Origin of the sequence: Streptomyces sp. NPDC023838 (genome assembly GCF_040639555.1) — a bacterium.
Taxonomy (GTDB): Bacteria; Actinomycetota; Actinomycetes; order Streptomycetales; family Streptomycetaceae; genus Streptomyces.
On the sequence record NZ_JBFAAD010000024.1, the window covers coordinates 72362 to 95121 of the forward strand.

Sequence of the window (22760 nt, forward strand, 5' to 3'; positions counted from 1 at the left end):
GTGCGCGACTCCCAGCAACTCGCCGACCTGCCGAACCATCACCGGTCCGGCGGCCTGCTGCGCGCCGGCGAGAATGCGCTGGTAGTCCGGCGGAAGCACGCTCTCCTCCACATCGGAGGTGCGGTGGGATCAGCATGACCGCCCGTCCACCCACCTGCGCGGCGACCACTTACGCGCACGTTGTGACGAAGGACGGGGAGTCGGGACCGCGCCCGCGTGCGCGGGGACCACAGCCGCGGTCTGCGGCTGGTCGAGCAACGGAAGGGACCACCCCCGCGTGCGCGGGGCCACGGCTCGGGCATCGTCATCAGCAAAGACGCCGCGGTACCACCCCCGCGTGCGCGGGGACCACAGGCCGTGACCTGAGCCTTCACGTGGCTGTCGTACGGATTTTGCTCACTTCTTCAGATTCCGGCATTCCGATCAAAATGCGTGTAATCGGTGGCTAGTTGTGGGGGTCGAACTCCCCCCCCAACAGGCTACTGGGAGGGGCCGCCAGGGGGAGACGAAAAGGCGTCGCGCTCACCATCCCGATCGAACCGCCCCTCCACGCCCATGGAATTCGCCTTGTCCTGAACAGAGCACCGATAGCTTGCCCGTTTCCTCCTCTGCCCGTTATTCGCACTCCGGGCCGTACTGGGCATCAGCACCGCACCACACCGGTGAGCCAGTCGGACCAACAGCTCAACCGGCGTTCCCAGTTGTATCGAGTTCACCGTCCGCCGCATGGTGTCGCGGGCGGCGTCCCACCCTTCTCAAGGAGTCGCCAGGGAGCCGCGAAGGACGCTGGCTCCCCGCCCCGCACACCCCCTACCTCACCGCCCCCGATCCAACGTGCTCCGCATCGCATCCATGATGTCCTGGCGCGCCCCACGGAACGCGCGGCGGGCCTCCGCGCACTCGGCGGTCTCGTACGTGGACCCCGCCATCACCACATCCCGGTAGTCGCCCAGCGCCCTCGTGGCCGCCCGCGCCTTGGTGACGACCTCCGCAGGAGCGACGAGTTCCAGCTCGTACTGGCGTGCGTACACCGCGTTGTCCTGGATCGCCGGCCTAGCCTGCTCGGCCCGTGCCTCCGGCGCGACCGCCAGAGAACGGCTCGCCAGCGATATCGCATCCCTGGCGAGCGTCGCCGCATCGAGATAGCGCGCGTACGCCGTACGTAACTCGCTCCGCTCCTGCTCGCCCAAGCTCCGTCTCCAGCGAACCCGCTCGCCCAGAAGCGTGCTGCCCATGCCGATCACCGCGCCCATGGCCGTCCCCACCACCGTCGCCCACTCCATGGCCGGAGGATAGGGAACGCTTCCCTGTGAACACAGCCGTCTGCCGGTTTCCGTCTCTCCGGCCGGCCGGAGAGACGGGTCAAAGGACGTCACAGGACGGCCGCCCCGCCCCTTACCCCATCGGCCCAACCCCCCGCGCGCCCGCCCCACCCCCCACGTTCCAATAAACAAGTGACCGTCGGACAGCTCACCGCGCCGCTGCCGCCCCCCGACGCCGCGGCGCCCCACGACTGTCTCGCGCGCAACGAATGGATCTGCGGGGAGTACCTCTCCTCGCGCCGCTCGATCCTTTGGGACGCCGTCGTCCAGCACCTTCAGCTGACCGTCGTCTCCGTCGCTATCGGGCTGGCCGTCGCCCTGCCGCTCGCCGTCGCCGCGCGGCGGTGGCGGTGGGCCGCCGGGCCCGTTCTCGGGGTCACCACCGTCCTCTACACCATCCCCTCCCTCGCGATGTTCTCGCTGCTCCTGCCCGTGTACGGGCTCTCAGCGACCCTCGTCGTGGCGGGAATGGTGCTCTACTCGCTCACCCTCCTCGTACGGAACATCCTCGCCGGGCTGCGCGCCGTACCCGACGAGACGCGGCAGGCCGCGCGCGGCATGGGATACGGGCCCGTACGGCTGCTGCTCGCCGTCGAGCTGCCGCTCGCCCTGCCCGCAGCCATGGCCGGCCTGCGCATCGCGACCGTCTCCGCCGTCTCCCTCGTCACCGTCGGCGCCATCGTCGGCTACGGCGGGCTCGGCAACCTCATCTACTCCGGCATGAACACCTACTTCAAGGCCCAGGTCCTCACCGCATCCGTCCTCTGCGTCGTCATCGCCATCGTCGCCGACCTGGTTCTCCTCCTCGCCCAGCGGTTGCTCACCCCGTGGACCCGGGCGGTACGCGCATGACCCCGCGCCCCCGGCCCGCGGTGGTACGACGCCCATGACCCCGCGCCCCCGGCCCGCGGTGGTACGACGCCCATGACCCCGCGCCCCCGGCCCGCGGTGGTACAACGCCCATGACCACCCTCTCCCACGCCTGGTCCTGGCTCACCACCTCCACCCACTGGCACGGCGAGAACGGCATCTGGCACCGGCTCGGCGAACACCTCTGGCTCACCGCCCTCTGCCTCGTCCTCAGCTGCCTCATCGCGCTGCCCGTCGCCCTCGTACTCGGCCACCTGGGCAAAGGCGGCGCCCTCGCCGTCAACCTCTCCAACATCGGCCGGGCCGTGCCCACGTTCGCCGTACTCGTTCTGCTGCTCCTCACCCCGCTCGGCAGGCACGGGGAAGCGCCCACCATCGTCGCGCTCATCCTCTTCGCCGTACCCCCGCTCCTCACCAACGCCTACGTCGGTATGCGCGAGGTCGACCGTGACGTCGTCCGGGCCGCCCGGGGCATGGGCATGACCGGCAGCCAGATGCTCTGGCGTGTGGAGCTGCCGCTGGCGCTCCCGCTGCTCCTCACCGGCGTACGCATCGCCGCCGTCCAGCTCGTCGCCACCGCGACCCTCGCCGCGCTCGCGGGCGGCGGCGGGCTAGGGCGGATCATCTCGGCCGGGTTCAACCTCGCCTCGACCCCGCAGGTGGTCGCGGGCGCCGTCCTCGTCGCCGTCTTCGCCCTGCTCGTGGAGGCGATCTTCGAGGTCGTGCAGCGCCTCGGGCCCGCCTGGGCGAGGGGCGGTCCCTCATGAAAGCCCGACACGCGCTGAAGGCCCGACACGCCCTCCCGTTCCTCAGCGCGCTCCTCGCCGCCCTCACCCTCACCGCCTGCACAACCGGCCCCGCCCTCGAAGCCCAAGGCGCCGTCGCCGCAGCCCCCGGCGACAGCAAACACCTCACCATCGGCACCGCCGGGTTCACCGAAAGCGACCTGCTCGCCCAGATGTACGCCCTGCTCCTCGCCAAAGCCGGTTACCGCACCAAGATCCTCTCCGTCACCAACCGCGAGCTCTACGAACCCGCCCTGGAAGCGGGGCAGATCGACGTCGTCCCCGAATACACCGCCACCTTCGCCGACTGGCTCAACGCCCAAGTCAACGGGGCCGACGCGCCGCCTGTCGGCTCGCCCGACCTCGCCACCACCATGACCGCCCTACGCCGCCTCACCGTCCCCCGCGGCCTCACCGTCCTCGACCCCGGCAAGGCCGTCGACCAGAACGCCTTCGCCGTGACCGCCGCCTACGCCCGGCAGCACAAACTGCACACCCTCAGCGACCTCGGCGCCGCCAAACTGCCCGTACGGCTCGCCGCCGGTGACGAGTGCGTCCAACGCCCGTACTGTGAACCCGGGTTGAAGAAGACGTACGGCATCGACATCACCGCCGTCGACCCCAAGGGCGTAGGCACCACCCAGTCCAAGCAGGCCGTGCAGAACGGGCAGGACCAGATGGTCCTCACCACTACGACGGACGCCACCCTGGACGCCTTCGGGCTCGTCCTGCTCGCCGACGACAAACACCTCCAGAACGCCGACTGCATCGTGCCCGTCGTCAACCGTTCGCGGGCGGGCAGCAAGGGGGTCACCCATGCACTGGGCTCCCTCAACACCGTATTGACCACCGCTGACCTGGCCGGCCTCAACCAGCAGGTGGACAGCTGGCGGCGGCTGCCGAAAGACGTGGCCCAGGCCTACCTGGTATCGAAGGGATTGCTGCGGTCCAGAGGTCCCTGACGTCCCTGATCGCCCTGACGTCCCTGATCGCCCTGACGTCCCACGCGTGCCTAACCCTGTCCCACGCGTTCCTACCGGTCCTGACGCCCCTGACGCCCCGGAATCCTGTCCCGCAACCGGTCCTTGCCGCGCCGGTGCAGCCGCCGCTGGACACGCCCGAGCGCGCGGTCCGGCGGCACCTCGTCCACCAGGTCGTCGGCGCTTTCCTGTACGGACACATGGACGTGCACGTCGTGCCAGCCGTCCGCGTGCAACTGGGCGCTGCGGCGGGTGCTCTCGGGGACGAAACCCGACTTCAGGGCCACCTGGCAGGCCGCGTGGTTCGCCATCGGATGCGCGATCTCGATCCGGTGCAGCCCCACCGTGTCCAGCGCCCACGAGGCGAGCGCGGCCACCGCCGCGGGCGCGACCCCCTGACCGCGGACCGAGGGCAGGATCCAGTACCGGCACTCGGAGCGGCCGACCGCCAGGTCCAGGCAGCACAGGGCCACCCACCCGACCAGCGCGCCGTCGGACGAGCGCACCACCGCCCAGTGCGCGTCCGTCTCGGCGCGCCAGCCCTGCCGCCAGCGCGCGATCCACTCCCGGGTCTCGATCTCGCAGTCCGCGCGCCGCCGCGTCCAGTGCTGGATCGCCGGATCCTGGTACGCCTCGTAAACGAACGGCGCGTCGTCGAGTTCCCAGGGTCGCAAGAACAGACCGGCGGATACCGCGAGGGCCGGTTGGTCAGACCGTCCGAGGCGGCCTGCCGGGACTACGGCAGGGACCAGCTGGGGCATGGGTCCATCATGGCAGTGGAGCGCCGCCGGAGGGAGCCGGTCCAGGGGACCGCCCCACCCGGTTTTTCACGTTCGGCTTTCACGTCTGCCTTTCAACTTCGTCCTTCGCGTCCCCCTTCGCGTCCCCCTTCGCGTCCCCCTTCGCGTTCGCGCTTCGCGTTCGCCTTTCGCGTTCGCCTTTCGCGTTCGCCTTTCGCGTTCGTACGGGACTTGTGAGACCACGCCACCGACTCGACCCCGACAATGGAGCCAACAGGAAGTACGAGGAAGAGCGGGCGAGAGGGACACGAAGGTATGGATCACGACGAGCTCCGCAGCCGGTTCGCGACACTCACCACCGCGCACATGGCGGACGCCTGCCTCCGCGCGCGCGTGCCGGTACGGTGCGCGCCGTCCGCCATGTATCCCGTGGTGGACGGCGGACGCGTCGCCGGACGGGTGGCACCCGCGCGACACGTCGGCAGTGTCGACGTCTTCCTGGAGGCGTACGAGGAGGCCGCGCCCGGCGACGTACTGGTCGTCGACAACGGCGGACGGCTCGACGAGGCCTGTGTGGGGGACCTCGCCGTCCTGGAGGCGCAGGACGCCGGGCTCACAGGTGTCGTCATCTGGGGTCTGCACCGCGACACGGCCGACATCCGGGCGATCGGGCTGCCCGTCTTCAGCATGGGTGCGACCCCCACCGGGCCGCAGCGGCTGGACGGCCGCCCCAAGGACGCGCTGGAGGCGGCCACCGTGGGGGACTGGATGGTGAGCCGCGAGGACGTGGTGTTCGGGGACGACGACGGCGTGATCTTCGTACCCGCCGACCGGGCGGCCGAACTCCTCACCGTGGCCGAAACCATCCGCGACACCGAACGCCGCCAGGCGGAACGGATCCGTGAGGGCAACTCCCTGCGCGAGCAGGTGCAGTTCGCCCGCTACCTGACCGACCGCCGCGGCAACCCCGCCCTCACGTTCCGTGAGCACCTGCGCGCTGTGGGTGGGGCGATCGAGGAATAGGATGGCGTGTGTGCGGAGGGTGCGCCTCGCCGTATGACCTCACCACCCCCCATACGCGATGCCCCCTTGGCGGAAGGGACCGGTATCACCATGTCCACACTGCTCATCGACGCCCACGAGCCGCTGGCCGTCGAGGCCACGGCGGCGATCCGCTCGGGGGACCTGCCGGCCCTCCGAGGGCTCCTCGCCGCACACCCCGGTCTCGCGGCGGCCCGGCTGGGCGACGAGCTGGTGAACCGAACCCTGCTGCATGTGGCCACGGACTGGCCGGGCCACTTCCCCAACGGCCCGGCCATCGTGACCGCGCTCGTCGAGGCGGGCGCGGACGTGGGTGCACGGTTCACCGGCCCGCATACGGAGACCGCACTCCACTGGGCGGCCAGCTGCGACGACGTGGACGTCCTGGACGCGCTGCTCGACCTCGGCGCGGACATCGAGGTCGACGGCTCGGTCATCGCGGGCGGCACGGCGATCGCGGACGCGGTCGCATTCGGCCAGTGGGGGGCCGCCCGCCGCCTGCTCGAACGCGGCGCCCGTACGACCCTGTGGCAGGCGGCCGGGCTCGGCGAACTCGACCGCGTCGCCGCCTACTTCGCCCCCGGCGCCACCCCACCGCCCGCCATCGAGATCACGGAGGCGCTGTGGTGCGCCTGCCACGGCGGCCAGCAGCCGACGGCCGCGTACTTGCGCGAACGTGGCGGCGACATCAACTGGGTCGGCTACGACGAGCTGACCCCGCTGGACGCGGCCGCCCGGGCGGGCCACGGCGAAGTGGTCGCCTGGCTGCGGAAGTTGGGGGCGAGGTCGGCGAAGGAGCGGGCGTAAGGCGCGGGCGACGCGGTCAGGGTCAGGGGCACGTCAGGGGCGCCATCAGACGCCGGCCGGCATGCGTCGTGTACTCACCCGAGGCGTTCGAGCAGAGCTGATGACGGCGGCGGAGGAGTGGTCAGACCGCCTGGTGGACGGCGCCGTTCGCCTTCGGGCCCGGCGCCTGGTCGGCCTTGGCGAGGTCGACCGGCTCGGGTGCCGGTGCGGGGGCCAGTGCCGGCGCGGCGGCCGCGGACTCCCTGCTGAGGAAGGCACCCAGTTCACCGATGGTGCTCATCAGCGGCGCGGGGAAGACGACGGTGGTGTTCTTGTCGACACCTATCTCCACGAGGCTTTGCAGGTTGCGGAGTTGGAGGGCGAGGGGGTGGGCCATCATGGTGTCCGAGGCGTCCCCCAGCGCCGCCGCGGCGAGCGATTCGCCTTCCGCGTTGATGATTTTGGCGCGCTTCTCGCGCTCGGCCTCGGCCTGACGGGCCATCGCACGCTTCATGCTGTCGGGCAGCTGGATGTCCTTGAGCTCGACCAGGGTGACCTCCACGCCCCACTCGGCGGTGCTGACGTCGAGGATCTCGCGGATGTCCAGATTGATGCGGTCGGTCTCCGACAGCGTCTCGTCCAGGGTGTGCTGGCCGACCACCTTGCGCAGGGTGGTCTGGGCGATCTGGTTGATCGCGGCGTGCACGTTCTCGATGGCGATGACCGACTTCACGGCGTCCACGACGCGGAAGTACGCCACGGCCGACACGTCGACGCTGACGTTGTCGCGGGTGATGATGCCCTGCGACTGGATCGGCATCGTGACGATGCGCAGCGACACCCGGTGCAGGACGTCGACGATCGGGATGATGGTCCGCAGGCCGGGAGGCCGGGTGCCGACCAGGCGTCCGAGCCGGAAGAGGACCCCTTCCTCGTACTGCTTGACGATCTTGAGGGCCATGGCCAGCGCCAGCAGCGCGAGGAGGCCGACGACGACGATGAGGACGATCAGAAGCTGCATGTGCCGCTCCCTTCGATGAGGACCCGTGCGGATCCCGAGTGGATCCCGGCTCGTGTGCTCCGGATCAGTGTCCGTGCTCGTGTGTGCGCTGGATCAGTGTCCGTGCTCGTGCCGGATCCGGCGCCGGGGGCGCAGACGTCCTCGGCCCCCGTCCCGCTGGTCGCGGCGGACGGGGGTGGCGGGCGGCTCGGAGTTCCCGGGGGCCGGCTCTGCGGCCTTGCCGGAGACCGGCTGCGGGATGGTGCTGCGGTCGTCCCGGCGGCCGGGCGCGAACCGGCTGTAGTGGTGCAGGACGATCCGCTCGGCGTGCTGGCCGTTGAGCCGGTGGATCAGGGCTGCCGCGCCGATGATCAGGAGGACCATGACGAGGATGGTCAGGGCCGTGGCCATGGCGGTCACATCCCCACCAGGAGGCGGCTGGGCCGGGCCGGCACGCCGACGCGGATCGACGGGGCGCCGCCCTCGTACTCCCACGATTCCTCGGGGTCTTGCGGCCGGTCGGCCGACAGTTGGCCGTGGCGGGATTCCTCGGCGGCCATGAGCGCGCTCGCGGTCAGCGGCGGCCCGGTGTCCGCGGTCGCGGCGGCCATCAGCCGTGCGGCGGCGGCCGCGTCGGTCTGCGGCGGGATCACCAGCAGATCCCAGCGTCCCACGGCGTAGGACAGCAGGAGCAGCTTGTGCGGATCCACCTCGGGCGTGAACCAGCCCGCCTTCACCACATGCCCGTGCACGGGGATCTTGTGCGGGATGACGGGCCAGTACTGAGGATTGACGGCGATATGGGTGATCCGGGCCCACGCGGGGTCCAGTACGTCGATCAGAGCCGGAAGTTCACTCAGCAGGTCACGCGAACGGGGCCACCACGCTCCGTCCAGAAGTCCACGGGCGGCGCCCGCGGCCTTCAGCGCCAGGCGGGCGGTGGGTGCCAGGTCTACGGGGCTCTCGCTCCGCAACCCGGGAAAGTCGATGGTCGCGGACATCACGCGAACCCGTCTCCAGGTCGCCGCCCGTGGACAGCGGCCTGGTGTCATTACTCGCCGAGAACGACGCCGACACGGAGGCCGGGGTACGAAGTGCTCTCGGTACCTCCAGCGTACTCCTCGGCGAAGCCGGACGGGGGGTACGGGAGAGGAAGAAGCGGCTGCCGGGCACCATCCGGAGTATCTTGGAACGACGACGTGTCTTGAAACGGCAGCGTCGATTTATCGTCGATTTACCCCTCAGGAACACACCGATGTTCGTACCGGCGCGGGGCGACGTGTCGGCACGCCGGCAGGACACGCGCAGGCAGGCGAACCATCATGGCAGAATCCGACACCCCCACCCCTCCGGGACTCCTTCCGGACACCGTCCACCAGGACACCATCCACCAAGCGGTGAAACCCGGAACGGCGCTGCTCAGGCTGGAGACGACCCGGTCCCGCGCAGGGGTGCTCGACGGCGCGTGGTGGCCCCGGTCCCGTGACATCGCGGAGGAACTGCCCGCTCTGATCACCGCGCTGACCGAGCATGTCGGCCCCATCACGCGGGTCGGCCTCGACGCCACCGCCTGGCGGGGGATCCCGACGCGTCTGGTGATCGACGACCGCGTCGTGCACCTCGACTCCTTCCCGGTGGGTGACGACACGGTCCTTGTCACGCGCGGCGAAAACGACCACTTCTCGCTGCTGGTGGTCCCTCCGGACACGTCCGCCGACGCCGCGCGCACCGCGATGGCCCGAGCGGTCCACGCCGACAACGTCACTCAGGCCGCACAGATCCTCATAGCGAACGTCCCCGAGTGAGGGCCCACGGAGGATGCGGCGAGCGGATAGGCGAGCGGATAGAGGACGCAGGTCAGCCGCCAAGACCCTTGAGCGGCTCCGAGTCGTCGATGAACGCGCGGGCAAGATCGGACAGCCGGCGGTTGTGGGAGCGGGCGTAGCCGCGCAGGGCGGTGAAGGCCTGCTCCATGTCGATGCCCTGGCGCTCGGCGAGCTTTCCCTTGGCCTGCTCGATCAGCACCCGGCTGTTCAGGGCGGTTTGCAGCTGCTCGTTGAGGGCGGTACTGCGCTGGGCGGTGCGGTGCTGGAGGAGGCTGATGGTGGCGACGTCGGCCAGTGCCTGGGTGATGGGGGTGGCCGCCGGGTCGAAGGGGCCGAGGGCGGTACGGAAGAGGTTGAGCGCGCCCACGACGTCGTCGCGCAGGCGCATCGGCAGGGCCTGGACAGCCGAGAAGCCGCTCTGCCGGGCCAACGCGGTGAAGCGCGGCCAGCGAGTCGTCTCGCTGCCGAGGTCGGGCACGGTGACGGGGGCGCCGCTGCGGAAGCATTCCAGACAGGGGCCCTCGTCGTTCTGGATCTGGAAGAGCTCCAGCAGGCGTACGCGTTCGTCGGAGGCCGCCATCACGCGGAGTTCGCCGTCGCGGTCCGCCAGCAGCACGCCGGCGGCGCTCACGTCGAGCAGCCCGACGCACCGGTCCGTCAGCAGACGCAGGAAGTCGATGAGGTCGAAGTCGGCGACCAGGTTGTCCGCCAGCTCGACGAAGGTCTTGGCCAGGAGCTGCTCATGCATGGCGACACCCTTGGTTGGGGCTGGTTTCACCGGGAGGGAAGTGGTCGGCGGGGCAGCGCGGTTGGACGCCTGCCGGAGTCTCAGTCCTCGTCATCGCGCGGCTCCTCGCCGGAGTCGGAGCCGGAGCCGGAGTGGGAGCCGGAGCCGGAGTCGAAATCGGAATCGTCGCCGGAATCGGCATCAGCGCCGGAATCGGAATCGAGGGAGAGGCGGAGCCGATGGGCCACCACGTCGGCGGCCACGTCGGCGAGGCGCACTCCCGTGGCGTACGCATGGGCGCGGAGGCGCACGAAGGCGACGTCGATGCCGACGCCGAGCTGCACCGTGAGGATGCCGGTGGCCTGGTCGATCTCGGCCGGGTAGCTGCCGAGGTCCTCCTGCCGTCCGTCGGGGGACAGGGTATCCCGTCGATCTCCCGGTCTGTCGATCTGCGTGTCGAGGAGTACCAGCGTCGTGAAGTCGGCGAAGGCCAAGGCGTCGGCCAGCTGTTCCACATCCAGCTCGACGGGCATGCTGGAGTACAGATCCAGGACTCCCGGACTGATCGCCCCGATCTGGAGGGGGAACGCGAAGACCGCGCGTATTCCGGCTTCCAGGGCGGCGTCGGCGAACACCGGCCAGTGGTACGAGAGTTGACTGGACCGCAGGTCGGGTGTCAGGACCGCGGATCCGTGCGCGAAGGCGTCGACACATGGCCCCTCGCCCACCGTGAGCTGTAGTTCTTCGAGCCGTTCGCTGACGTCGTCGGTGCTGCACAGCGGATGGCCGGCCGTGCATGGGGACATCGCCGACACCCCGGCCCCACCGACGGGCAGGGCTGCCACGGCCGCGGTGCAGACATCCACCAGGCCGACCCGGGCGCCCCGCAGCGCCGCCTGCTCCGCCACTCGGAGCCGGATCCGCGCCGACCGGTTACCCGTCATGCGACGCACCGTCCGTCCGATGAGTGGTCTTCCAATCGCGTGGTGTTCAAATGAGTGGCGTTCCCATGAGTGGCGTTCACATCGTGCGGCTGAGTGGCGTTCACATCGTGCGGCAGCGTCCATCGGAGCCGGTCCATGGAAGGATCACGCCAGGGCCGGGCCTTCGGTCGGAAGAAGGGAGTTCCTGAATTCCGCGGGGTCCCGGCGAAACGGGAAGAGGATGCCCGCCCCAACGATCCAGAGCGGCATGGCCCTACGCCGTACCCGCCAGTCAACTCCCGGCGATCTCCCCTGTCAACGCCGCGGTGGTCGCGGCGAGCAGGAGGAAGGGGCGCGTGAGCGGGCAACAGCGGCGGCCGCGATGCTCCGGGGCGCGCTCCCGAAGAGTGCGGTGACTGCCCGGCGCTGCCAGGGGCCTGGGGACGCTCCGCGTACGCCAGTGCGGTCCGCGCTCTCCGAACAGTCACCCAGGCGTTATCTGCGCCCTTTGTTACGGAACGGCTCGGCGGAGCGTATCCGCACTCCTCCTGCGGGACTACGCTGTCGGGTGAGGCCCCAGCCCCCGGTTGCGATGATCCGACCCACGCCCGGAGGCCCGCCATGATCGTGCTGCTCGTTCTTCTCGTCATGGCCCTGTTCGGGCTCGGCTTCCTGAACGGCATGTGGTGGGTGGTCGCGGCCGTGGTGGTGTTCGCTCTCTTCCAGTACGGGCGGGGCGGCGGGTACGACGACTGGGGCCGCGGTGACGATTCCGGGTTCCGCAACTACCGGGACTACCGGGACCGCGTGGACCGTTGGGACCGTCGCTACAGCCGTCAGCGCCGAGGCCGGTGGGCTCGCCAGGACCGCCGGGACCGCGAGCGACACGGGTGAACCCCACCAGAGGTGGACGCCATGTGGTGGACGCCATGGGTAAGACGCTCACCGTCGATGACGAGCGCGGGGCTCCGGCAGAAGCGGCCACCACGCGGGATGCGCGTCTGGCGTCGCGGTGCGTCGAACTGCTCGCGGAGAACGAGCAGTTGCGCCGGGCGATGGAGAGCCGCGCGGTGATCGACCAGGCGCGCGGCATGGTGATGGTCCTCGCGCCGTGCTCGCGCGGCGAGGCCTGGGCCCTGCTGGTGGATGTCTCGCAGCACTGCAATTCCAAGCTTCGCGAAGTGGCCCGCGCCCTCGTCGGCACCACGGACGGTGAGCCGCTGCCGGCCACGATGCGACGCGCGCTCCACCACGCACTGCGCCGTCATCACGCGGCGAAGCGACGATGAGGGCCGCACCTGCCCGGCGACGCCGGGGGCTGTCTCTCCAACCCGCCGGGGCCCTTCGTCCCGGCATGCCCGTCGGGCTCCGCGGCGAGTAACCCGGCCCCCGGACCCCAAACTCCGGCCCGACCGGTTGTCCCGATGTCTGTATTTAACCATTTCTGGCCAGTAGGCCGGTTCTTCGAATTTTATTCGGATGTTTGGTGAAGTGGGATGGGGGGACTCGGGCAACAGCAGTCGAACGAAGGGGAATTCCCCCCTCTGTTCAGCTGGAAAATCAATGGAGGAGCACTTTATGAGTGACATGTGGGGCTACCCGCAAACCGCCGGACATCAGGCGGGAAATGATCTGACCGGATACAAGGTGGAGGCGACCGACGGCGCCATCGGCAAGGTCGACAAGTGTTCCGACGAGGTCGGCTCCGCGTATCTCGTGGTCGATACCGGTATCTGGATCTTCGGCAAGCACGTGCTGCTGCCCGCCGGCACGGTCAAGAGCATCGACGTGTCCGCGCGCAAGGTGTACGTGTCCCGGACGAAGGAAGAGATCAAGGACGCTCCGGAGTTCGACAAGGAGAAGCACCTCGGCGATGCGGACTACCACCAGAGCCTTGGCGCGTACTACCAGACCCCGCGCAACATGCCCCGATAGTAGGGGGCTTCCAGGGTGGCGGCCGACCGGGATTCCGGTCGGCCGCCACCTGCGCGATCCGGGGCCATGCCGCTGGGGCGGGCCGGAGGCTGGTTTCGATTTCCCCCTCCCGGCTACCCGGCGGGCATGTCCAGACGCTATGGCGGAAACCCCGCCGCGACGATCATCCTCATCATCGCGGACATCACCGCGCTGATCCTGATCCTGTGGATCGCCTTCTTCCTGTTGGACGCCAACACCGCGAACGACCTGGTGTCCTGGGTCCACCACTCGGCGAACTGGCTCTCGGGCTGGTCCCGCGACATGTTCAACGTCAAGTCCGACGACTGGCGCACGATCCTCAACTACGGGCTGCCCGCGGTGGTCTACCTGCTGATCGGCCACGCGGTGGCGGGTCGGGTCAACCGCTCGTAACACCCCTGCGGCCGCCGATCACCCCGCCCGCCCGTCCGCCATGTCCGCCCGTCGGGCCCCTCACCGCCCGGCCTCACCTCACCGGCCGTCGCCGACCGCGACGCGACCAGCGCACGGCGAAGAAGGCGATGTCGACCACCAGGACGACGACGCCGATGGCCAGCAGGTAGCCCAAGCCGTGCGCGACCGCGCCGATCAGCCCCAGGACGACGGCCACGAGGACGAGGAACAGGAAGATCGCCATGATGCGGTTGTCTCCTTCGTGCGGGGGAGGGCTGCCCGACGGCTACCTGCGTGCCAGCTGGCGTTCGCCGGCGGTGCCGGGGCGGTACTCCAGGCCGTAGTGCTGGAAGATCGACTCCTCCTGGTCGGCGGGCAGCACGTCATCCGTTCCGATGGAGGGGGCCTGTCGGACCTGGCTCCTGGGGTACGGGACCTTGACGTAGCGGGGACCGAGGACCGCCTCGTCGAGAGGGACGAACACCAGGCGGCGGCGGGTCGGCAGGCCGGTCAGGACAGTGGCCATGGCGGGCTCGTCGGTGCTCGTGTCCACGTACACCGCTTCGAGCACCCCGATCCTGTGCCCTTTCGGATCCACCACGTCCTGGTTGCGCCACTCGCGGACGTCGGCTGAGGTGATCATGCTCGTTTCCCTCCGGTTGAGTCCCGCATCGGCAGGTCTCCGCCCTTCCAGCCTGCCCCCGATCGCGTACGACCACCACGCCGACCACGCCGGGATGTCACCCCAGCCGCATCAGTTTCGGGCCGAAGGACGGTTCGCGAAGATCCTTTACGGCGATCACCTTGAGGTCCTGGGCGGCCACTGTCGGTGTCCAGCTGCCGAGGCTGCCGTTCACGCACATCCCGGGCGTGACGGGCGCCCCGCCCCCTACGCGTCCGCCACCGACTCGAACTCCACCTCGCCCCGCCCCACCCCCTGCGCATCCGCGTCCACCGACCGCCGCAGGGCCTCATGGAGCTTCGCGGGGGTCAGGACGCCCGCGAAGTGGGAGCCGTCCAGGACCGCCACCCAGCCCGCGTCGTACTGGAGCATCTCGCTGAACGCCTGCTTCAGCGGGGCGCCCAGCGGGACCCAGGCCTCCATGCGGCGGGCCAGGTCCGCCACCTTGGCCGGGGTTCCCGCCAGGGAGAGCTCTTCCGTCGCGACCCAGCCGTGCAGCTCGCCGGAGGCGTTGAGGACCACCGCCCAGCGCGCATCCGCCTCGCGCAGCCGCGCCGCCGCGACGTCGGCCGGCTCGTCGAGGCGGGCCAGCGGGGGCTGCTCCAGGTCGGCCTCCTCCACTGTGGTGACCGAGAGGCGCTTCAGGCCCCGGTCCGCGCCGACGAACTGGGCCACGTACGGGGTCGCCGGGGCGCCCAGGACCGCCGCCGGGGTGTCGAACTGTTCGATGCGGCCCTCTCCGTACACCGCCATCCGGTCGCCCATCCGTACCGCCTCCTCGATGTCGTGCGTGACCAGGAGGACGGTCTTGCGCACGGTCGCCTGGAGACTCAGGAACTCGTTCTGGAGCCGCTCGCGCACCACCGGGTCCACCGCGCCGAACGGCTCGTCCATGAGCAGGACGGGCGGATCGGCGGCCAGCGCCCGGGCGACCCCGACGCGTTGGCGCTGGCCGCCCGAGAGCTGGGCCGGGTAGCGGGAGCCGAACGTCTTCGGGTCGAGGCCGACCAGGTCCAGGAGCTCCGCCGCCCGCGCCCGCGCCTTCGCCCTCTTCCAGCCGACCAGCGCCGGAACGGTCGCCGTGTTGTCCAGGACCGTGCGGTGCGGGAACAGGCCGACCTGCTGGATCACGTAGCCGATCCGGCGGCGCAGTTTCACCGGGTCGACCGAGGCGATGTCCTCGCCGTCCACCAGGATCCGGCCCGACGTCGGCTCGATCAGGCGGTTCACCATCATCATGGTCGTGGTCTTGCCGCAGCCCGAAGGGCCGACCAGGGTGACCAGTTCTCCCTCGTCCACCTCGAAGGACAGGCCGTCGACGGCGCTCGTGCCGTCCGGATACACCTTGCTGACCTGCTCGAACCTGATCACGGATCCACGCTAGGGCCTGTCGTCAAATTCCCGTCTGTCGGTCGGCCGGATGGCGACGGGCGGGGGACGCTCGGTCCGGCCCATGTGATCCACTGGGCCGGACCGGACGTACGACCGAGACCAGGAGCCCGCCCCCTTGACCCCCGCCGCAACCAGCACCACCGCGCCCGCCTACCGCCAGCCCGGGACCGTCCTGGTCGACCACCGCTTCGCCGTACCGCTCGACCACGCCCGCCCCGACGGCGAGCAGATCGAGCTCTACGCGCGCGAGGTCGTCGCCGCCGACCGCGCCGCCGACCGGGAGCGGCTGCCCTGGCTGCTCTATCTGGAGGGCGGCCCCGGCTTCGGCGCCCGGCGGTTCATCGGGCAGCAGGCCTGGCTCGGGCGCGCCCTGCGCGACTTCCGGGTGCTCCTGCTCGACCAGCGCGGCACGGGCCTGTCCACCCCGGCCAACCGCCAGACCCTCCCGCTGCGCGGCGGCCCCCACGAACAGGCCGACTACCTCGCCCACTTCCGCGCCGACTCCATCGTCAAGGACTGCGAGCTCATCCGCCTCCGGCTCACCGGCGGCGCGCCCTGGACCGTCCTCGGCCAGAGCTTCGGCGGCTTCTGCGCCACCCACTACCTCTCCACCGCGCCCGAGGGCCTCGCCGCCGCCCTGATCACCGGCGGACTGCCGTCCCTGGACGCCCACGCGGACGACGTGTACCGGGCCGCCTTCCCCCGCATCGAGCGCAAGAACGCCGCGTACTACGCCCGCTATCCGCAGGACGTCGAGCGGGTGCGCCGTATCGTCGAGCGGCTGGCCTCCGAACGCACGGTCCTGACCAGCGGTTACGTGCTGACCCCGGCGGCCTTCCAGTCGCTCGGCATCCTCCTGGGCGGCGGCGACGGCGCCCACCAGCTGCACTACCTCCTCGAAGACGCCTTCGTGCGCACGGCCGCCGGCCCGGCGCTCTCCGACGCCTTCCAGGAAGGCGTGCACGCGGCTCTCTCCTTCGCCGCCCATCCCCTCTATGCCGTCCTCCACGAGGCGATCTACGCCCAGGATTCCCGCCCCACCGACTGGTCGGCCGACCGGGTCCGTACGGAATTCCCCCAGTTCTCGGCAGAGAAGGCGCTCGCCGGAGACGGGCCCGTCCTCTTCACCGGCGAATCCGTGCACCCCTGGCACTTCGAGACCGACCCCGCGCTGCACAGCCTGCGCGAGACCGCCGAGCTGCTCGCCGCCCGCACCGACTGGACCCCGCTGTACGACCCGGCCGCGCTCGCCGTCAACGAGGTGCCCGTGGCGGCCGCCGTCTACCACGACGACATGTACGTCGACACCGCGCACTCGCTGGCCACCGCCCGCGCCGTGCGGGGGCTGCGCACCTGGGTCACCGACGAGTACGAGCACGACGGCGTGAGGGCGGGCGGCGCGCGCGTACTGGACCGGCTTCTCGCCCTCGTACGAGGTGAGTTGTAGACAGGGCGGACGTGACACCCGGCGCGCGGCGGGCGCCCCGTCCCGCCTCGTAAGCTGCGGTTATGACAGAGCAGTTGAAGCAGTTGGAAGAGATGCCCGACGACTGGCAGCGCGCCCTCGCGGTCGTCGCCCACCCGGACGACCTGGAGTACGGGTGCGCCGCCGCGATCGCCGGCTGGACGGACGCGGGCCGTGAGGTCACGTATGTGCTCGCCAGCCGTGGCGAGGCGGGCATCGACGGCCTGGAGCCCGCCAAGTGCGGGCCGCTGCGCGAACAGGAGCAGCGGGCGAGCGCGGCCGTCGTCGGCGTCTCGGCGGTGGAGTTCCTGGACCACAAGGACGGTGTGATCGAGTACGGGACCGGACTGCGCCGGGACATCGCGGCGGCCATCCGCCGGTACCGCCCCGAACTGGTCATCACGCTCAACCACCGGGACACCTGGGGCGGCGTCATCTGGAACACGCCCGACCACCGGGCCGTCGGCCGGGCCACCCTCGACGCCGCCGGGGACGCCGGCAACCGCTGGATCTTCCCCGAGCTCATCGAGCAGGGCCTGGAGCCCTGGAACGGCGTGCGCTGGGTGGCCGTGGCCGGTTCCACGTCCCCGACCCACGCCGTCGACGCGACCGCCGGGCTCGAGCGGTCGGTGGACTCGCTCATGGAGCACCGCACCTACATCGAGGGCCTCACGGACGAGGAGCCGGAGACGTACTGCCGCACCTTCTTGACCGCCAACGCCGAGCGCGCGGCCGCCCGCTTCGGGGGCCGCCCGGCGGTGGCGTTCGAGCTGTTCCCCCGGTAGGGCACGGCAGGGTCGGCACCCAGGGCCGGACGGGTTTCCCCGCTCGGGCCCGACGCCCAGTATTCTGACGTACCGTCAATTAACCAGTCCGGTACGGGAATGGGGGCTCATCGCGATGATCGACACCCTCGACCGGGAGATCCGGGACGGTGAGGAGCGGATGCGCCTCGACGTCACCGCGCAAGGGCTCGGCATCCTCACCCTCTGCCGCCCTGAGAAGCTGAACGGCTGGAGCTGGGAGTCCAGCCGTCAGCTCGGCCTCCTCGCCGACCGGATCCGCTTCGACGACGCGATCCGCGCCGTACTGCTGCGGGCCGACGGCCGGGCCTTCTGCGCCGGTATCGACGTCACCGCCCCCGGCGGCGCCATCACCGGCCGCTCCCCGGCCGAGCGCACCCACCGCTACTACGAGGGCATCCGCTGGGTCCACGAGCGCTTCGCCGCGTTCGCCCGGCTGCCTCAGCCCGTGGTCGCGGCCGTACAGGGGTACTGCCTCGGCTTCGGCTTCGAGCTCGCGCTGATGGCCGACATCCGGGTCGCCGCCGAGGACGCCGTCTTCGCGCTCCCCGAGACCGGGATCGGAGTCGCCGTGGACGCGGGCGGCGACCTGCGGATCGCCCGGGACGCGGGCGCGGGCTGGGCGAAGCTCCTGGCGCTCACCGGCCGCCGTATCGACGCGCCCACTGCCGAACGGCTCGGCATCGTCCAACAGGTGGTCCCCGGCCCGGAGTTGGAGAGGAAGGCGCGAGCGCTGGCCGGGGAGATCGCTGCCAACGCCCCGCTCGCCGTACGGGCGGTCAAGCGCGACATCGACGCCTTCGCCGACGCCGGGCTGGCCGCCGCCCTCGACCGTACGGCGATGGCCGCCGCCCTCACCCTCACCTCGGAGGACGCCCGCGAGGGTTACGCGGCCAAGGCGGACCGCCGCCCGCCGAGCTTCGACGGCAAGTAGTGCCCGGCCCCGGTTCACCCCATAAACGGCCCCCGCCCCAGCTGCTCCCGAACCGGTGTCACCGGCGCGGCGACCACGGTGCGGCGCTGCCAGTTCGCGCCGTCGACCACCAGGGTGTGGCCGCTGATGAAGCGGGCGTACGGGGAGGCCAGGAAGGTCGCCGCCCAGCCGAGCTCGCGGGGCTCGCCCACCCGTAACGCGGGCTGCCGGGCGTCGAGTTCGCCCCGCGCCGCCGCCGTTTCAAGGCCCGACCGGATGGCGTCAGGCATGTCCGGGTGCGGGAAGAGCCCCGGCACGAGCCCGTTGACCTGGATGCCGTACGGACCCCACTCCACCGCCAGTGTCTCCACCAGGTTCCGCACCCCGGCCTTCGCGGCCGCCGAAGGGGCGTATCCAGGACCGCCCGTCCAGGCGTACGACGCCCCCACGTTGATCACCGACCCGGGCGTCCCGGCCGCGAGATGGCGGCGGCCGAACTCACGGGTCGTGAACCAGGTCCCCGTCAGCGTGATGTCCACGACGGCGCGCCAGGCATTGGGGGACAAGTCCTCCGCCGGGCACGGGAAGTTGGCGGCGGCGCTGTTGACGAGCACCCCCGGCAGCCCGGCCTCCCGTACGGCCAGGTCGAAGGCCGCACCGACCTGCTCCGGATCCCGGACGTCGCACACGGCCACCACCACCCGCCCGCCCAGTCCCGCCAGCTCCTCCCGGGCCGCCTCCAGCCGCTCCTCGCCGCGTCCCACGATCACCAAGTCCGCCCCCAACCCGGCGAATTCGGCTGCCATCGCCTTGCCGAGCCCGGAGCCGCCGCCGGTCACCAGGACCACGGTCCCGTCGTACGTCCCCGGCGGCAGTGCGCGGGCGCCGGGCGGGGGAGGGGCGGGCAGGCCCGGGAGCGGGGTGTCCAGGGGTGAGGTGTCCAGAGGTGAGGTGTCGTCCGTCATGGCGGCAATCCCTACCGCCAACACCCCGAATCCGCCAGACACGGCTACTGAGAAGGCGTCAAAATCCCTGTGTGGCAGTGACTCAGGACGAATCGGCGATCGCGGCGGTCTGGGGGCAGCAGCACATCTGGTCGCGGAGTGCGGACCGGCTGAAGAAGGCCGTCGAGGAGGCGCGCAGCAAGGCCCTGCTGCTCGCGATCCTCGCGGCAGTGCTCGGGACCGGGTCGGCCCAGGCGATGGGCCGCAACGAGGGCGTCGGCAAGGCGCTCGCCTTCGCCGCCGCCCTGGCGGCGGGGGCGGCACCGCTGTTCGCCCAGCGTGGCGGGGCGGCCCGGCTCAGCGACTGGATCCGGGTGCGCGCCGTGTCCGAGGCGCTGAAGGCCGAGGTGTACACCTGCCTTGCGCAGGTCGGGCCTTACCGGGACCTGGCGGGCGCGGGTGCGCTGCTGGCCGAGCGCGGGCGCGCGTACCGGACGGACGGCGGCGACCTGATCCGGTACACCGCCGGGATCACCGCCCTCCCGAGGCCGCTGCCGCCGGTGACCGACCTCGACTCGTACGTCGAACATCGTCTGCGGCGCCAGATCGAGACGTACTACCGGCCCAAGGCCGAGTGGATGCGGGGCAAGGTTGTCCTGGCGGGCCGGGTGGAGCTGGCCCTCGGCGGGCTCGCCGCCGTACTGGCGGCGGCCGCCGGCGTGTTCTCCGTCGGTGGGCTCGCCGCGTGGGTGCCGGTGGTGGCGTCGGTCTCGGTGGCGCTGACCGCACACGCGATCGCCCAGCGGTACGCGTATCAGCAGCTCGAATTCCTGCGTACGGCCGAGGAGTTGGAGCGGTTGCTGGCGCGGTGGGAGGGGGCGGCCGGGGGTGTGGGGACGCCCGAAGCGGCTGAGGCGTTCGTGGCCGAGTGCGAGCATGTCATCTCGATCCAGAACGAGGCGTGGATGATCCGCTGGACGGTCGGCTGATGGAACGCTCCGCCGAGCCGCTGTCGGATGCGGCGTTCGAGAACCGGTACCTCGACTTCGTGGCCAAGAGGTACGACCGGGTTGAGCTCTTCGGTGTCGACCTCCGGCCGAGACACTCCAAGAAGGGCTGGCCGCTGCGCGACCTGTACACCGATCTCAGGATCTTCAGCGCTGCCGGGGAGTCCACGGCGGTCAAACCGGGGAGTGTGCTGGCCGGAGGCCGCCGGATGCTGGTGCGCGGTGCCCCGGGTTCCGGAAAGACGACGCTGCTGTGGTGGACGGCCGTCTCGGCCGCTCGCGGGCAGCGGAGCACCGACGACCACCTGCACGAACACCTCCCCTTCGTCTTGCCCGTGCGGAGTCTCGGGCAGCGCCGTGGGCTTCCGCGCCCCGCGGAGTTCCTCGCCGCGGCGGGTCTGGTGATCGCGGACGAGCAGCCGGTGGGCTGGGTGGAGCGCGTACTCGCGGCGGGGCGTGGCCTCCTGCTCATCGACGGCGTCGACGAGGTGGCGGAGTCCGAGCGGGCCGACATTCGCTCCTGGCTGGGCGAGCTGCTCACGGCGTATCCACTCTGTTCGTACGTGGTGACGACGCGGACCGAGGCCGTGCCCGAATCATGGCTGGCGGAATGGGAGTTCGCCTCCATCGAACTGGCCCCGCTGAATTCCGAGGGCATTCAGGAACTCATCACCCGTTGGTACGCCGTCACCTCGGCGGACGCCGCCGAATCGGTGGAGGGGGCGCGACTGCGGGAACGCCGGGACGACCTGCTGGCTACTGTCACCGGACGGCCCGACCTGAGCGAGCTGGCGAGCAACCCCCTGATGTGTTCGTTGCTGTGCGCCGTCCACAACGAGCGGAGAGGCCGGCTGCCCCACACCCGCTTGGATCTCTATCGCACCGTTCTCTCGATGATGCTGGTACGACGGGATGCGGAGCGGGGCGTCTCGGCGCCCGGCATGACGGAAATCGGAGAAGAACCCCAGACCCAGTTGCTGCAACACCTCGCCTACTGGTTGCAGCGCAACGGCCGGACCGAGGTGGACCTTCGCAGAGCCCACGGGCTGATCGCCGGGCTACTGCCGTCGCTTCCCGCCGTCGCCGCGCGAGAGACGCCCGAGTCGGTCCTCGCGTATCTCCGGGAGCGCAGCGGCATGCTCCAGTCGGCCGCCCCCGACCGCATCGGTTTCGCTTCCCGGAGCTTCCAGTCCTACCTCGCGGCGAAAGCGGCCGTAGAGCAGGGGGACTTGGGGCTGCTGGTCGCCAGGGCGGACGACCCGAACTGGCAGGACGTCGTTCTCTTGGCGTTCGGCCATGCCCGGTCGAGCGAGTGCACGGAGCTGTTCCGGGGACTGCTGGACCGTGCCGGGCGCGACCCGCGGAGCCGCGTCCGCCTCCATGTGCTGGTGGGGGCGGGGTTGGGGTACGCCGTCCAAGTCGACCCCGCGCTCCGTGAACAGATCGTCGACCGACTGAGGCAGTTGATTCCGCCCCGCACGGCCGACGAGGCGGACGCGCTGGCCGAAGTGGGCGAACTGGTGCTGGAGTTGCTGCCGGATCCCGACGGCCTCGACCCCGACGGACCCGAAGCACGCATGACCGTGCGCACCGCCCAGCGGATCGGAGGTCCAGCCGCCCATGAGCTGGTCCGCCGTTTCGTCGCCGCCCGCAGGGTGCGCGCCGCCCGCGTCCAGCGCCCGCCCGCCCGGCCCGAGCCCGAGGCCGTCCGGGTCGAGACATGGACCACCGCGCCACGGCGCGTGGCCGCCGGTCCAGGGACGCTGGAGCTCACCGGCACCGACGTCCCGACGGACCTCGACCGGCTCGCCGCCACCGTCCACCACGTGGTCTGGCGCGGCGCCACGCCCCCGTACACCGTCCTGAGCCGAATGCCGTTGCTGCGCATGCTGGTCCTCGCGGACAGCCCCGGCCTGACGGACCTCGGCGGTCTCGCCCCGCTGCGCCGGTTGCGTACGCTGCGGATCACCGGGTGTCCGGCCCTCACGGACCTCACGGCGCTCTCCCGCACCGGCGTGGTGTTCCTCGACGTGTCACCGAACCCCGGGGCCGCCGTGCTCGCCACGGTGGCGCGGGCGGAGCGGTTGCGGGTCCTCGGATTCCCCGTGCCCGCGGGGGAGTTCGACCTGGAGGGGCTGCGGCGCAGCCTGCCGGGAGTGGAGCTCGTGCCGCGTTCCGGCGTCCGCGCATGAGGCGGCACCCGGA

The 22760-nt window shown here is 70.9% G+C and carries 26 protein-coding genes; 15 read left to right on the forward strand and 11 right to left on the reverse strand.

The features are described 5' to 3' along the window. Window positions 1-815: 815 nt before the first annotated feature. Complete coding sequence (locus AB0G17_RS25950) at window positions 816-1283, reverse strand: hypothetical protein (protein WP_361387435.1); 468 nt, start codon at window positions 1281-1283, stop codon at window positions 816-818. Between the two features lie 171 nt (window positions 1284-1454). On the opposite strand from AB0G17_RS25950, the gene AB0G17_RS25955 reads away from it, so the two are divergent. The 3 genes from AB0G17_RS25955 (at window position 1455) to AB0G17_RS25965 (ending at window position 3939) form a co-directional block, all read left to right on the forward strand. After that, the gene (locus AB0G17_RS25955; RefSeq protein WP_361387438.1) at window positions 1455-2174 is read left to right on the forward strand and encodes an ABC transporter permease; all 720 of its coding nucleotides are present in this window, start codon (window positions 1455-1457) and stop codon (window positions 2172-2174) included. Between the two features lie 110 nt (window positions 2175-2284). Next, window positions 2285-2959, forward strand: a complete 675-nt coding sequence (locus AB0G17_RS25960; RefSeq protein WP_361387441.1) for an ABC transporter permease subunit — start codon at window positions 2285-2287, stop codon at window positions 2957-2959. After that, window positions 2956-3939 carry an ABC transporter substrate-binding protein gene (locus AB0G17_RS25965; protein ID WP_361387444.1) on the forward strand — a complete coding sequence of 328 codons (984 nt, stop codon included), beginning with the start codon at window positions 2956-2958 and terminating at the stop codon, window positions 3937-3939. The genes AB0G17_RS25960 and AB0G17_RS25965 overlap by 4 nt, the downstream gene beginning before the upstream one ends. A 71-nt stretch (window positions 3940-4010) precedes the next feature. Here the strand turns inward: AB0G17_RS25965 and AB0G17_RS25970 are convergent, their stop codons facing one another. Continuing rightward, window positions 4011-4631: a GNAT family N-acetyltransferase gene (locus AB0G17_RS25970; protein ID WP_361387447.1), complete on the reverse strand. Its 621-nt coding sequence runs from the start codon at window positions 4629-4631 to the stop codon at window positions 4011-4013. Window positions 4632-5012: 381 nt separating this feature from the next. Between AB0G17_RS25970 and AB0G17_RS25975 the strand changes: the two genes are divergently transcribed. Then, complete coding sequence (locus tag AB0G17_RS25975; RefSeq protein ID WP_361387450.1) at window positions 5013-5720, forward strand: RraA family protein; 708 nt, start codon at window positions 5013-5015, stop codon at window positions 5718-5720. A 90-nt stretch (window positions 5721-5810) separates the two neighbouring features. After that, the gene (locus AB0G17_RS25980; protein WP_361387454.1) at window positions 5811-6545 is read left to right on the forward strand and encodes an ankyrin repeat domain-containing protein; all 735 of its coding nucleotides are present in this window, start codon (window positions 5811-5813) and stop codon (window positions 6543-6545) included. 121 nt (window positions 6546-6666) lie between these two features. Here the strand turns inward: AB0G17_RS25980 and AB0G17_RS25985 are convergent, their stop codons facing one another. The 3 genes from AB0G17_RS25985 to AB0G17_RS25995 form a co-directional block, all read right to left on the reverse strand. After that, window positions 6667-7545, reverse strand: a complete 879-nt coding sequence (locus AB0G17_RS25985; RefSeq protein WP_361387457.1) for a slipin family protein — start codon at window positions 7543-7545, stop codon at window positions 6667-6669. Between the two features lie 93 nt (window positions 7546-7638). After that, entirely contained in the window at window positions 7639-7935 is a 297-nt protein-coding gene (locus tag AB0G17_RS25990; RefSeq protein ID WP_361387460.1) for a hypothetical protein, read from the reverse strand. Between the two features lie 5 nt (window positions 7936-7940). Next, window positions 7941-8525 carry a DUF5994 family protein gene (locus tag AB0G17_RS25995; RefSeq protein WP_361387463.1) on the reverse strand — a complete coding sequence of 195 codons (585 nt, stop codon included), beginning with the start codon at window positions 8523-8525 and terminating at the stop codon, window positions 7941-7943. Window positions 8526-8846: 321 nt separating this feature from the next. On the opposite strand from AB0G17_RS25995, the gene AB0G17_RS26000 reads away from it, so the two are divergent. After that, the gene (locus AB0G17_RS26000; protein WP_361387465.1) at window positions 8847-9329 is read left to right on the forward strand and encodes a DUF5994 family protein; all 483 of its coding nucleotides are present in this window, start codon (window positions 8847-8849) and stop codon (window positions 9327-9329) included. 52 nt (window positions 9330-9381) lie between these two features. On the opposite strand, the gene AB0G17_RS26005 is transcribed toward AB0G17_RS26000, so the two are convergent. After that, window positions 9382-10098: a GAF and ANTAR domain-containing protein gene (locus tag AB0G17_RS26005; protein WP_361387468.1), complete on the reverse strand. Its 717-nt coding sequence runs from the start codon at window positions 10096-10098 to the stop codon at window positions 9382-9384. An 80-nt stretch (window positions 10099-10178) separates the two neighbouring features. Further along, window positions 10179-11021 (reverse strand): GAF and ANTAR domain-containing protein, encoded by an 843-nt coding sequence (locus tag AB0G17_RS26010; RefSeq protein WP_361387471.1) that lies wholly within the window; start codon window positions 11019-11021, stop codon window positions 10179-10181. Between the two features lie 600 nt (window positions 11022-11621). On the opposite strand from AB0G17_RS26010, the gene AB0G17_RS26015 reads away from it, so the two are divergent. The 4 genes from AB0G17_RS26015 to AB0G17_RS26030 all read left to right on the forward strand — a co-directional run bounded on the left by AB0G17_RS26015 (window position 11622) and on the right by AB0G17_RS26030 (window position 13349). Further along, window positions 11622-11894, forward strand: a complete 273-nt coding sequence (locus tag AB0G17_RS26015) for a hypothetical protein (protein ID WP_361387473.1) — start codon at window positions 11622-11624, stop codon at window positions 11892-11894. Window positions 11895-11929: 35 nt separating this feature from the next. Then, the gene (locus AB0G17_RS26020) at window positions 11930-12289 is read left to right on the forward strand and encodes an ANTAR domain-containing protein (protein WP_361387476.1); all 360 of its coding nucleotides are present in this window, start codon (window positions 11930-11932) and stop codon (window positions 12287-12289) included. 289 nt (window positions 12290-12578) lie between these two features. Then, window positions 12579-12935, forward strand: coding sequence for a PRC-barrel domain-containing protein (locus AB0G17_RS26025; RefSeq protein WP_361387479.1), 357 nt, complete (start codon window positions 12579-12581; stop codon window positions 12933-12935). 126 nt (window positions 12936-13061) lie between these two features. Then, entirely contained in the window at window positions 13062-13349 is a 288-nt protein-coding gene (locus tag AB0G17_RS26030; protein ID WP_361387482.1) for a hypothetical protein, read from the forward strand. A gap of 73 nt (window positions 13350-13422) precedes the next feature. On the opposite strand, the gene AB0G17_RS26035 is transcribed toward AB0G17_RS26030, so the two are convergent. From AB0G17_RS26035 to AB0G17_RS26045, 3 genes are all read right to left on the reverse strand, one after another. Continuing rightward, window positions 13423-13593, reverse strand: coding sequence for a hypothetical protein (locus AB0G17_RS26035; protein ID WP_361387485.1), 171 nt, complete (start codon window positions 13591-13593; stop codon window positions 13423-13425). 42 nt (window positions 13594-13635) lie between these two features. Continuing rightward, complete coding sequence (locus AB0G17_RS26040) at window positions 13636-13992, reverse strand: PRC-barrel domain-containing protein (protein WP_361387488.1); 357 nt, start codon at window positions 13990-13992, stop codon at window positions 13636-13638. A 246-nt stretch (window positions 13993-14238) separates the two neighbouring features. Continuing rightward, complete coding sequence (locus AB0G17_RS26045; RefSeq protein WP_361387491.1) at window positions 14239-15402, reverse strand: betaine/proline/choline family ABC transporter ATP-binding protein; 1164 nt, start codon at window positions 15400-15402, stop codon at window positions 14239-14241. Between the two features lie 136 nt (window positions 15403-15538). Here AB0G17_RS26045 and AB0G17_RS26050 point away from each other — a divergent pair, with 136 nt between their 5' ends. The 3 genes from AB0G17_RS26050 to AB0G17_RS26060 all read left to right on the forward strand — a co-directional run bounded on the left by AB0G17_RS26050 (window position 15539) and on the right by AB0G17_RS26060 (window position 18625). After that, complete coding sequence (locus AB0G17_RS26050) at window positions 15539-16870, forward strand: alpha/beta fold hydrolase (RefSeq protein WP_361387494.1); 1332 nt, start codon at window positions 15539-15541, stop codon at window positions 16868-16870. A gap of 62 nt (window positions 16871-16932) precedes the next feature. Beyond that, window positions 16933-17673 carry a PIG-L deacetylase family protein gene (locus AB0G17_RS26055; RefSeq protein ID WP_361387497.1) on the forward strand — a complete coding sequence of 247 codons (741 nt, stop codon included), beginning with the start codon at window positions 16933-16935 and terminating at the stop codon, window positions 17671-17673. Window positions 17674-17788: 115 nt separating this feature from the next. Next, on the forward strand, window positions 17789-18625 hold the full coding sequence (locus AB0G17_RS26060; protein WP_361387500.1) for an enoyl-CoA hydratase/isomerase family protein: 837 nt from the start codon (window positions 17789-17791) through the stop codon (window positions 18623-18625). Between the two features lie 14 nt (window positions 18626-18639). On the opposite strand, the gene AB0G17_RS26065 is transcribed toward AB0G17_RS26060, so the two are convergent. After that, complete coding sequence (locus AB0G17_RS26065) at window positions 18640-19569, reverse strand: SDR family oxidoreductase (RefSeq protein ID WP_361387503.1); 930 nt, start codon at window positions 19567-19569, stop codon at window positions 18640-18642. Between the two features lie 71 nt (window positions 19570-19640). Between AB0G17_RS26065 and AB0G17_RS26070 the strand changes: the two genes are divergently transcribed. Both AB0G17_RS26070 and AB0G17_RS26075 read left to right on the forward strand, forming a co-directional pair. Next, window positions 19641-20537, forward strand: coding sequence for a DUF4231 domain-containing protein (locus AB0G17_RS26070; protein ID WP_361387506.1), 897 nt, complete (start codon window positions 19641-19643; stop codon window positions 20535-20537). Further along, window positions 20537-22747: an NACHT domain-containing protein gene (locus AB0G17_RS26075; RefSeq protein ID WP_361387509.1), complete on the forward strand. Its 2211-nt coding sequence runs from the start codon at window positions 20537-20539 to the stop codon at window positions 22745-22747. Before AB0G17_RS26070 ends, AB0G17_RS26075 begins: the two co-directional genes overlap by 1 nt. The last annotated feature ends 13 nt before the right edge of the window (window positions 22748-22760 follow it).

What these genes read in the sequence shown, in the direction of transcription:
- AB0G17_RS25950 (WP_361387435.1), bottom strand. Translation starts at nt 1,283, where the DNA reads ATGGAGTGGGCGACGGTGGTGGGGACGGCCATGGGCGCGGTGATCGGC.
- AB0G17_RS25960 (WP_361387441.1), top strand. Translation starts at nt 2,285, where the DNA reads ATGACCACCCTCTCCCACGCCTGGTCCTGGCTCACCACCTCCACCCAC.
- AB0G17_RS25965 (WP_361387444.1), top strand. Translation starts at nt 2,956, where the DNA reads ATGAAAGCCCGACACGCGCTGAAGGCCCGACACGCCCTCCCGTTCCTC.
- AB0G17_RS25975 (WP_361387450.1), top strand. Translation starts at nt 5,013, where the DNA reads ATGGATCACGACGAGCTCCGCAGCCGGTTCGCGACACTCACCACCGCG.
- AB0G17_RS25980 (WP_361387454.1), top strand. Translation starts at nt 5,811, where the DNA reads ATGTCCACACTGCTCATCGACGCCCACGAGCCGCTGGCCGTCGAGGCC.
- AB0G17_RS25985 (WP_361387457.1), bottom strand. Translation starts at nt 7,545, where the DNA reads ATGCAGCTTCTGATCGTCCTCATCGTCGTCGTCGGCCTCCTCGCGCTG.
- AB0G17_RS25990 (WP_361387460.1), bottom strand. Translation starts at nt 7,935, where the DNA reads ATGGCCACGGCCCTGACCATCCTCGTCATGGTCCTCCTGATCATCGGC.
- AB0G17_RS25995 (WP_361387463.1), bottom strand. Translation starts at nt 8,525, where the DNA reads ATGTCCGCGACCATCGACTTTCCCGGGTTGCGGAGCGAGAGCCCCGTA.
- AB0G17_RS26000 (WP_361387465.1), top strand. Translation starts at nt 8,847, where the DNA reads ATGGCAGAATCCGACACCCCCACCCCTCCGGGACTCCTTCCGGACACC.
- AB0G17_RS26005 (WP_361387468.1), bottom strand. Translation starts at nt 10,098, where the DNA reads ATGCATGAGCAGCTCCTGGCCAAGACCTTCGTCGAGCTGGCGGACAAC.
- AB0G17_RS26010 (WP_361387471.1), bottom strand. Translation starts at nt 11,021, where the DNA reads ATGACGGGTAACCGGTCGGCGCGGATCCGGCTCCGAGTGGCGGAGCAG.
- AB0G17_RS26015 (WP_361387473.1), top strand. Translation starts at nt 11,622, where the DNA reads ATGATCGTGCTGCTCGTTCTTCTCGTCATGGCCCTGTTCGGGCTCGGC.
- AB0G17_RS26020 (WP_361387476.1), top strand. Translation starts at nt 11,930, where the DNA reads ATGGGTAAGACGCTCACCGTCGATGACGAGCGCGGGGCTCCGGCAGAA.
- AB0G17_RS26025 (WP_361387479.1), top strand. Translation starts at nt 12,579, where the DNA reads ATGAGTGACATGTGGGGCTACCCGCAAACCGCCGGACATCAGGCGGGA.
- AB0G17_RS26030 (WP_361387482.1), top strand. Translation starts at nt 13,062, where the DNA reads ATGTCCAGACGCTATGGCGGAAACCCCGCCGCGACGATCATCCTCATC.
- AB0G17_RS26035 (WP_361387485.1), bottom strand. Translation starts at nt 13,593, where the DNA reads ATGGCGATCTTCCTGTTCCTCGTCCTCGTGGCCGTCGTCCTGGGGCTG.
- AB0G17_RS26040 (WP_361387488.1), bottom strand. Translation starts at nt 13,992, where the DNA reads ATGATCACCTCAGCCGACGTCCGCGAGTGGCGCAACCAGGACGTGGTG.
- AB0G17_RS26055 (WP_361387497.1), top strand. Translation starts at nt 16,933, where the DNA reads ATGACAGAGCAGTTGAAGCAGTTGGAAGAGATGCCCGACGACTGGCAG.
- AB0G17_RS26060 (WP_361387500.1), top strand. Translation starts at nt 17,789, where the DNA reads ATGATCGACACCCTCGACCGGGAGATCCGGGACGGTGAGGAGCGGATG.
- AB0G17_RS26065 (WP_361387503.1), bottom strand. Translation starts at nt 19,569, where the DNA reads ATGACGGACGACACCTCACCTCTGGACACCTCACCCCTGGACACCCCG.
- AB0G17_RS26075 (WP_361387509.1), top strand. Translation starts at nt 20,537, where the DNA reads ATGGAACGCTCCGCCGAGCCGCTGTCGGATGCGGCGTTCGAGAACCGG.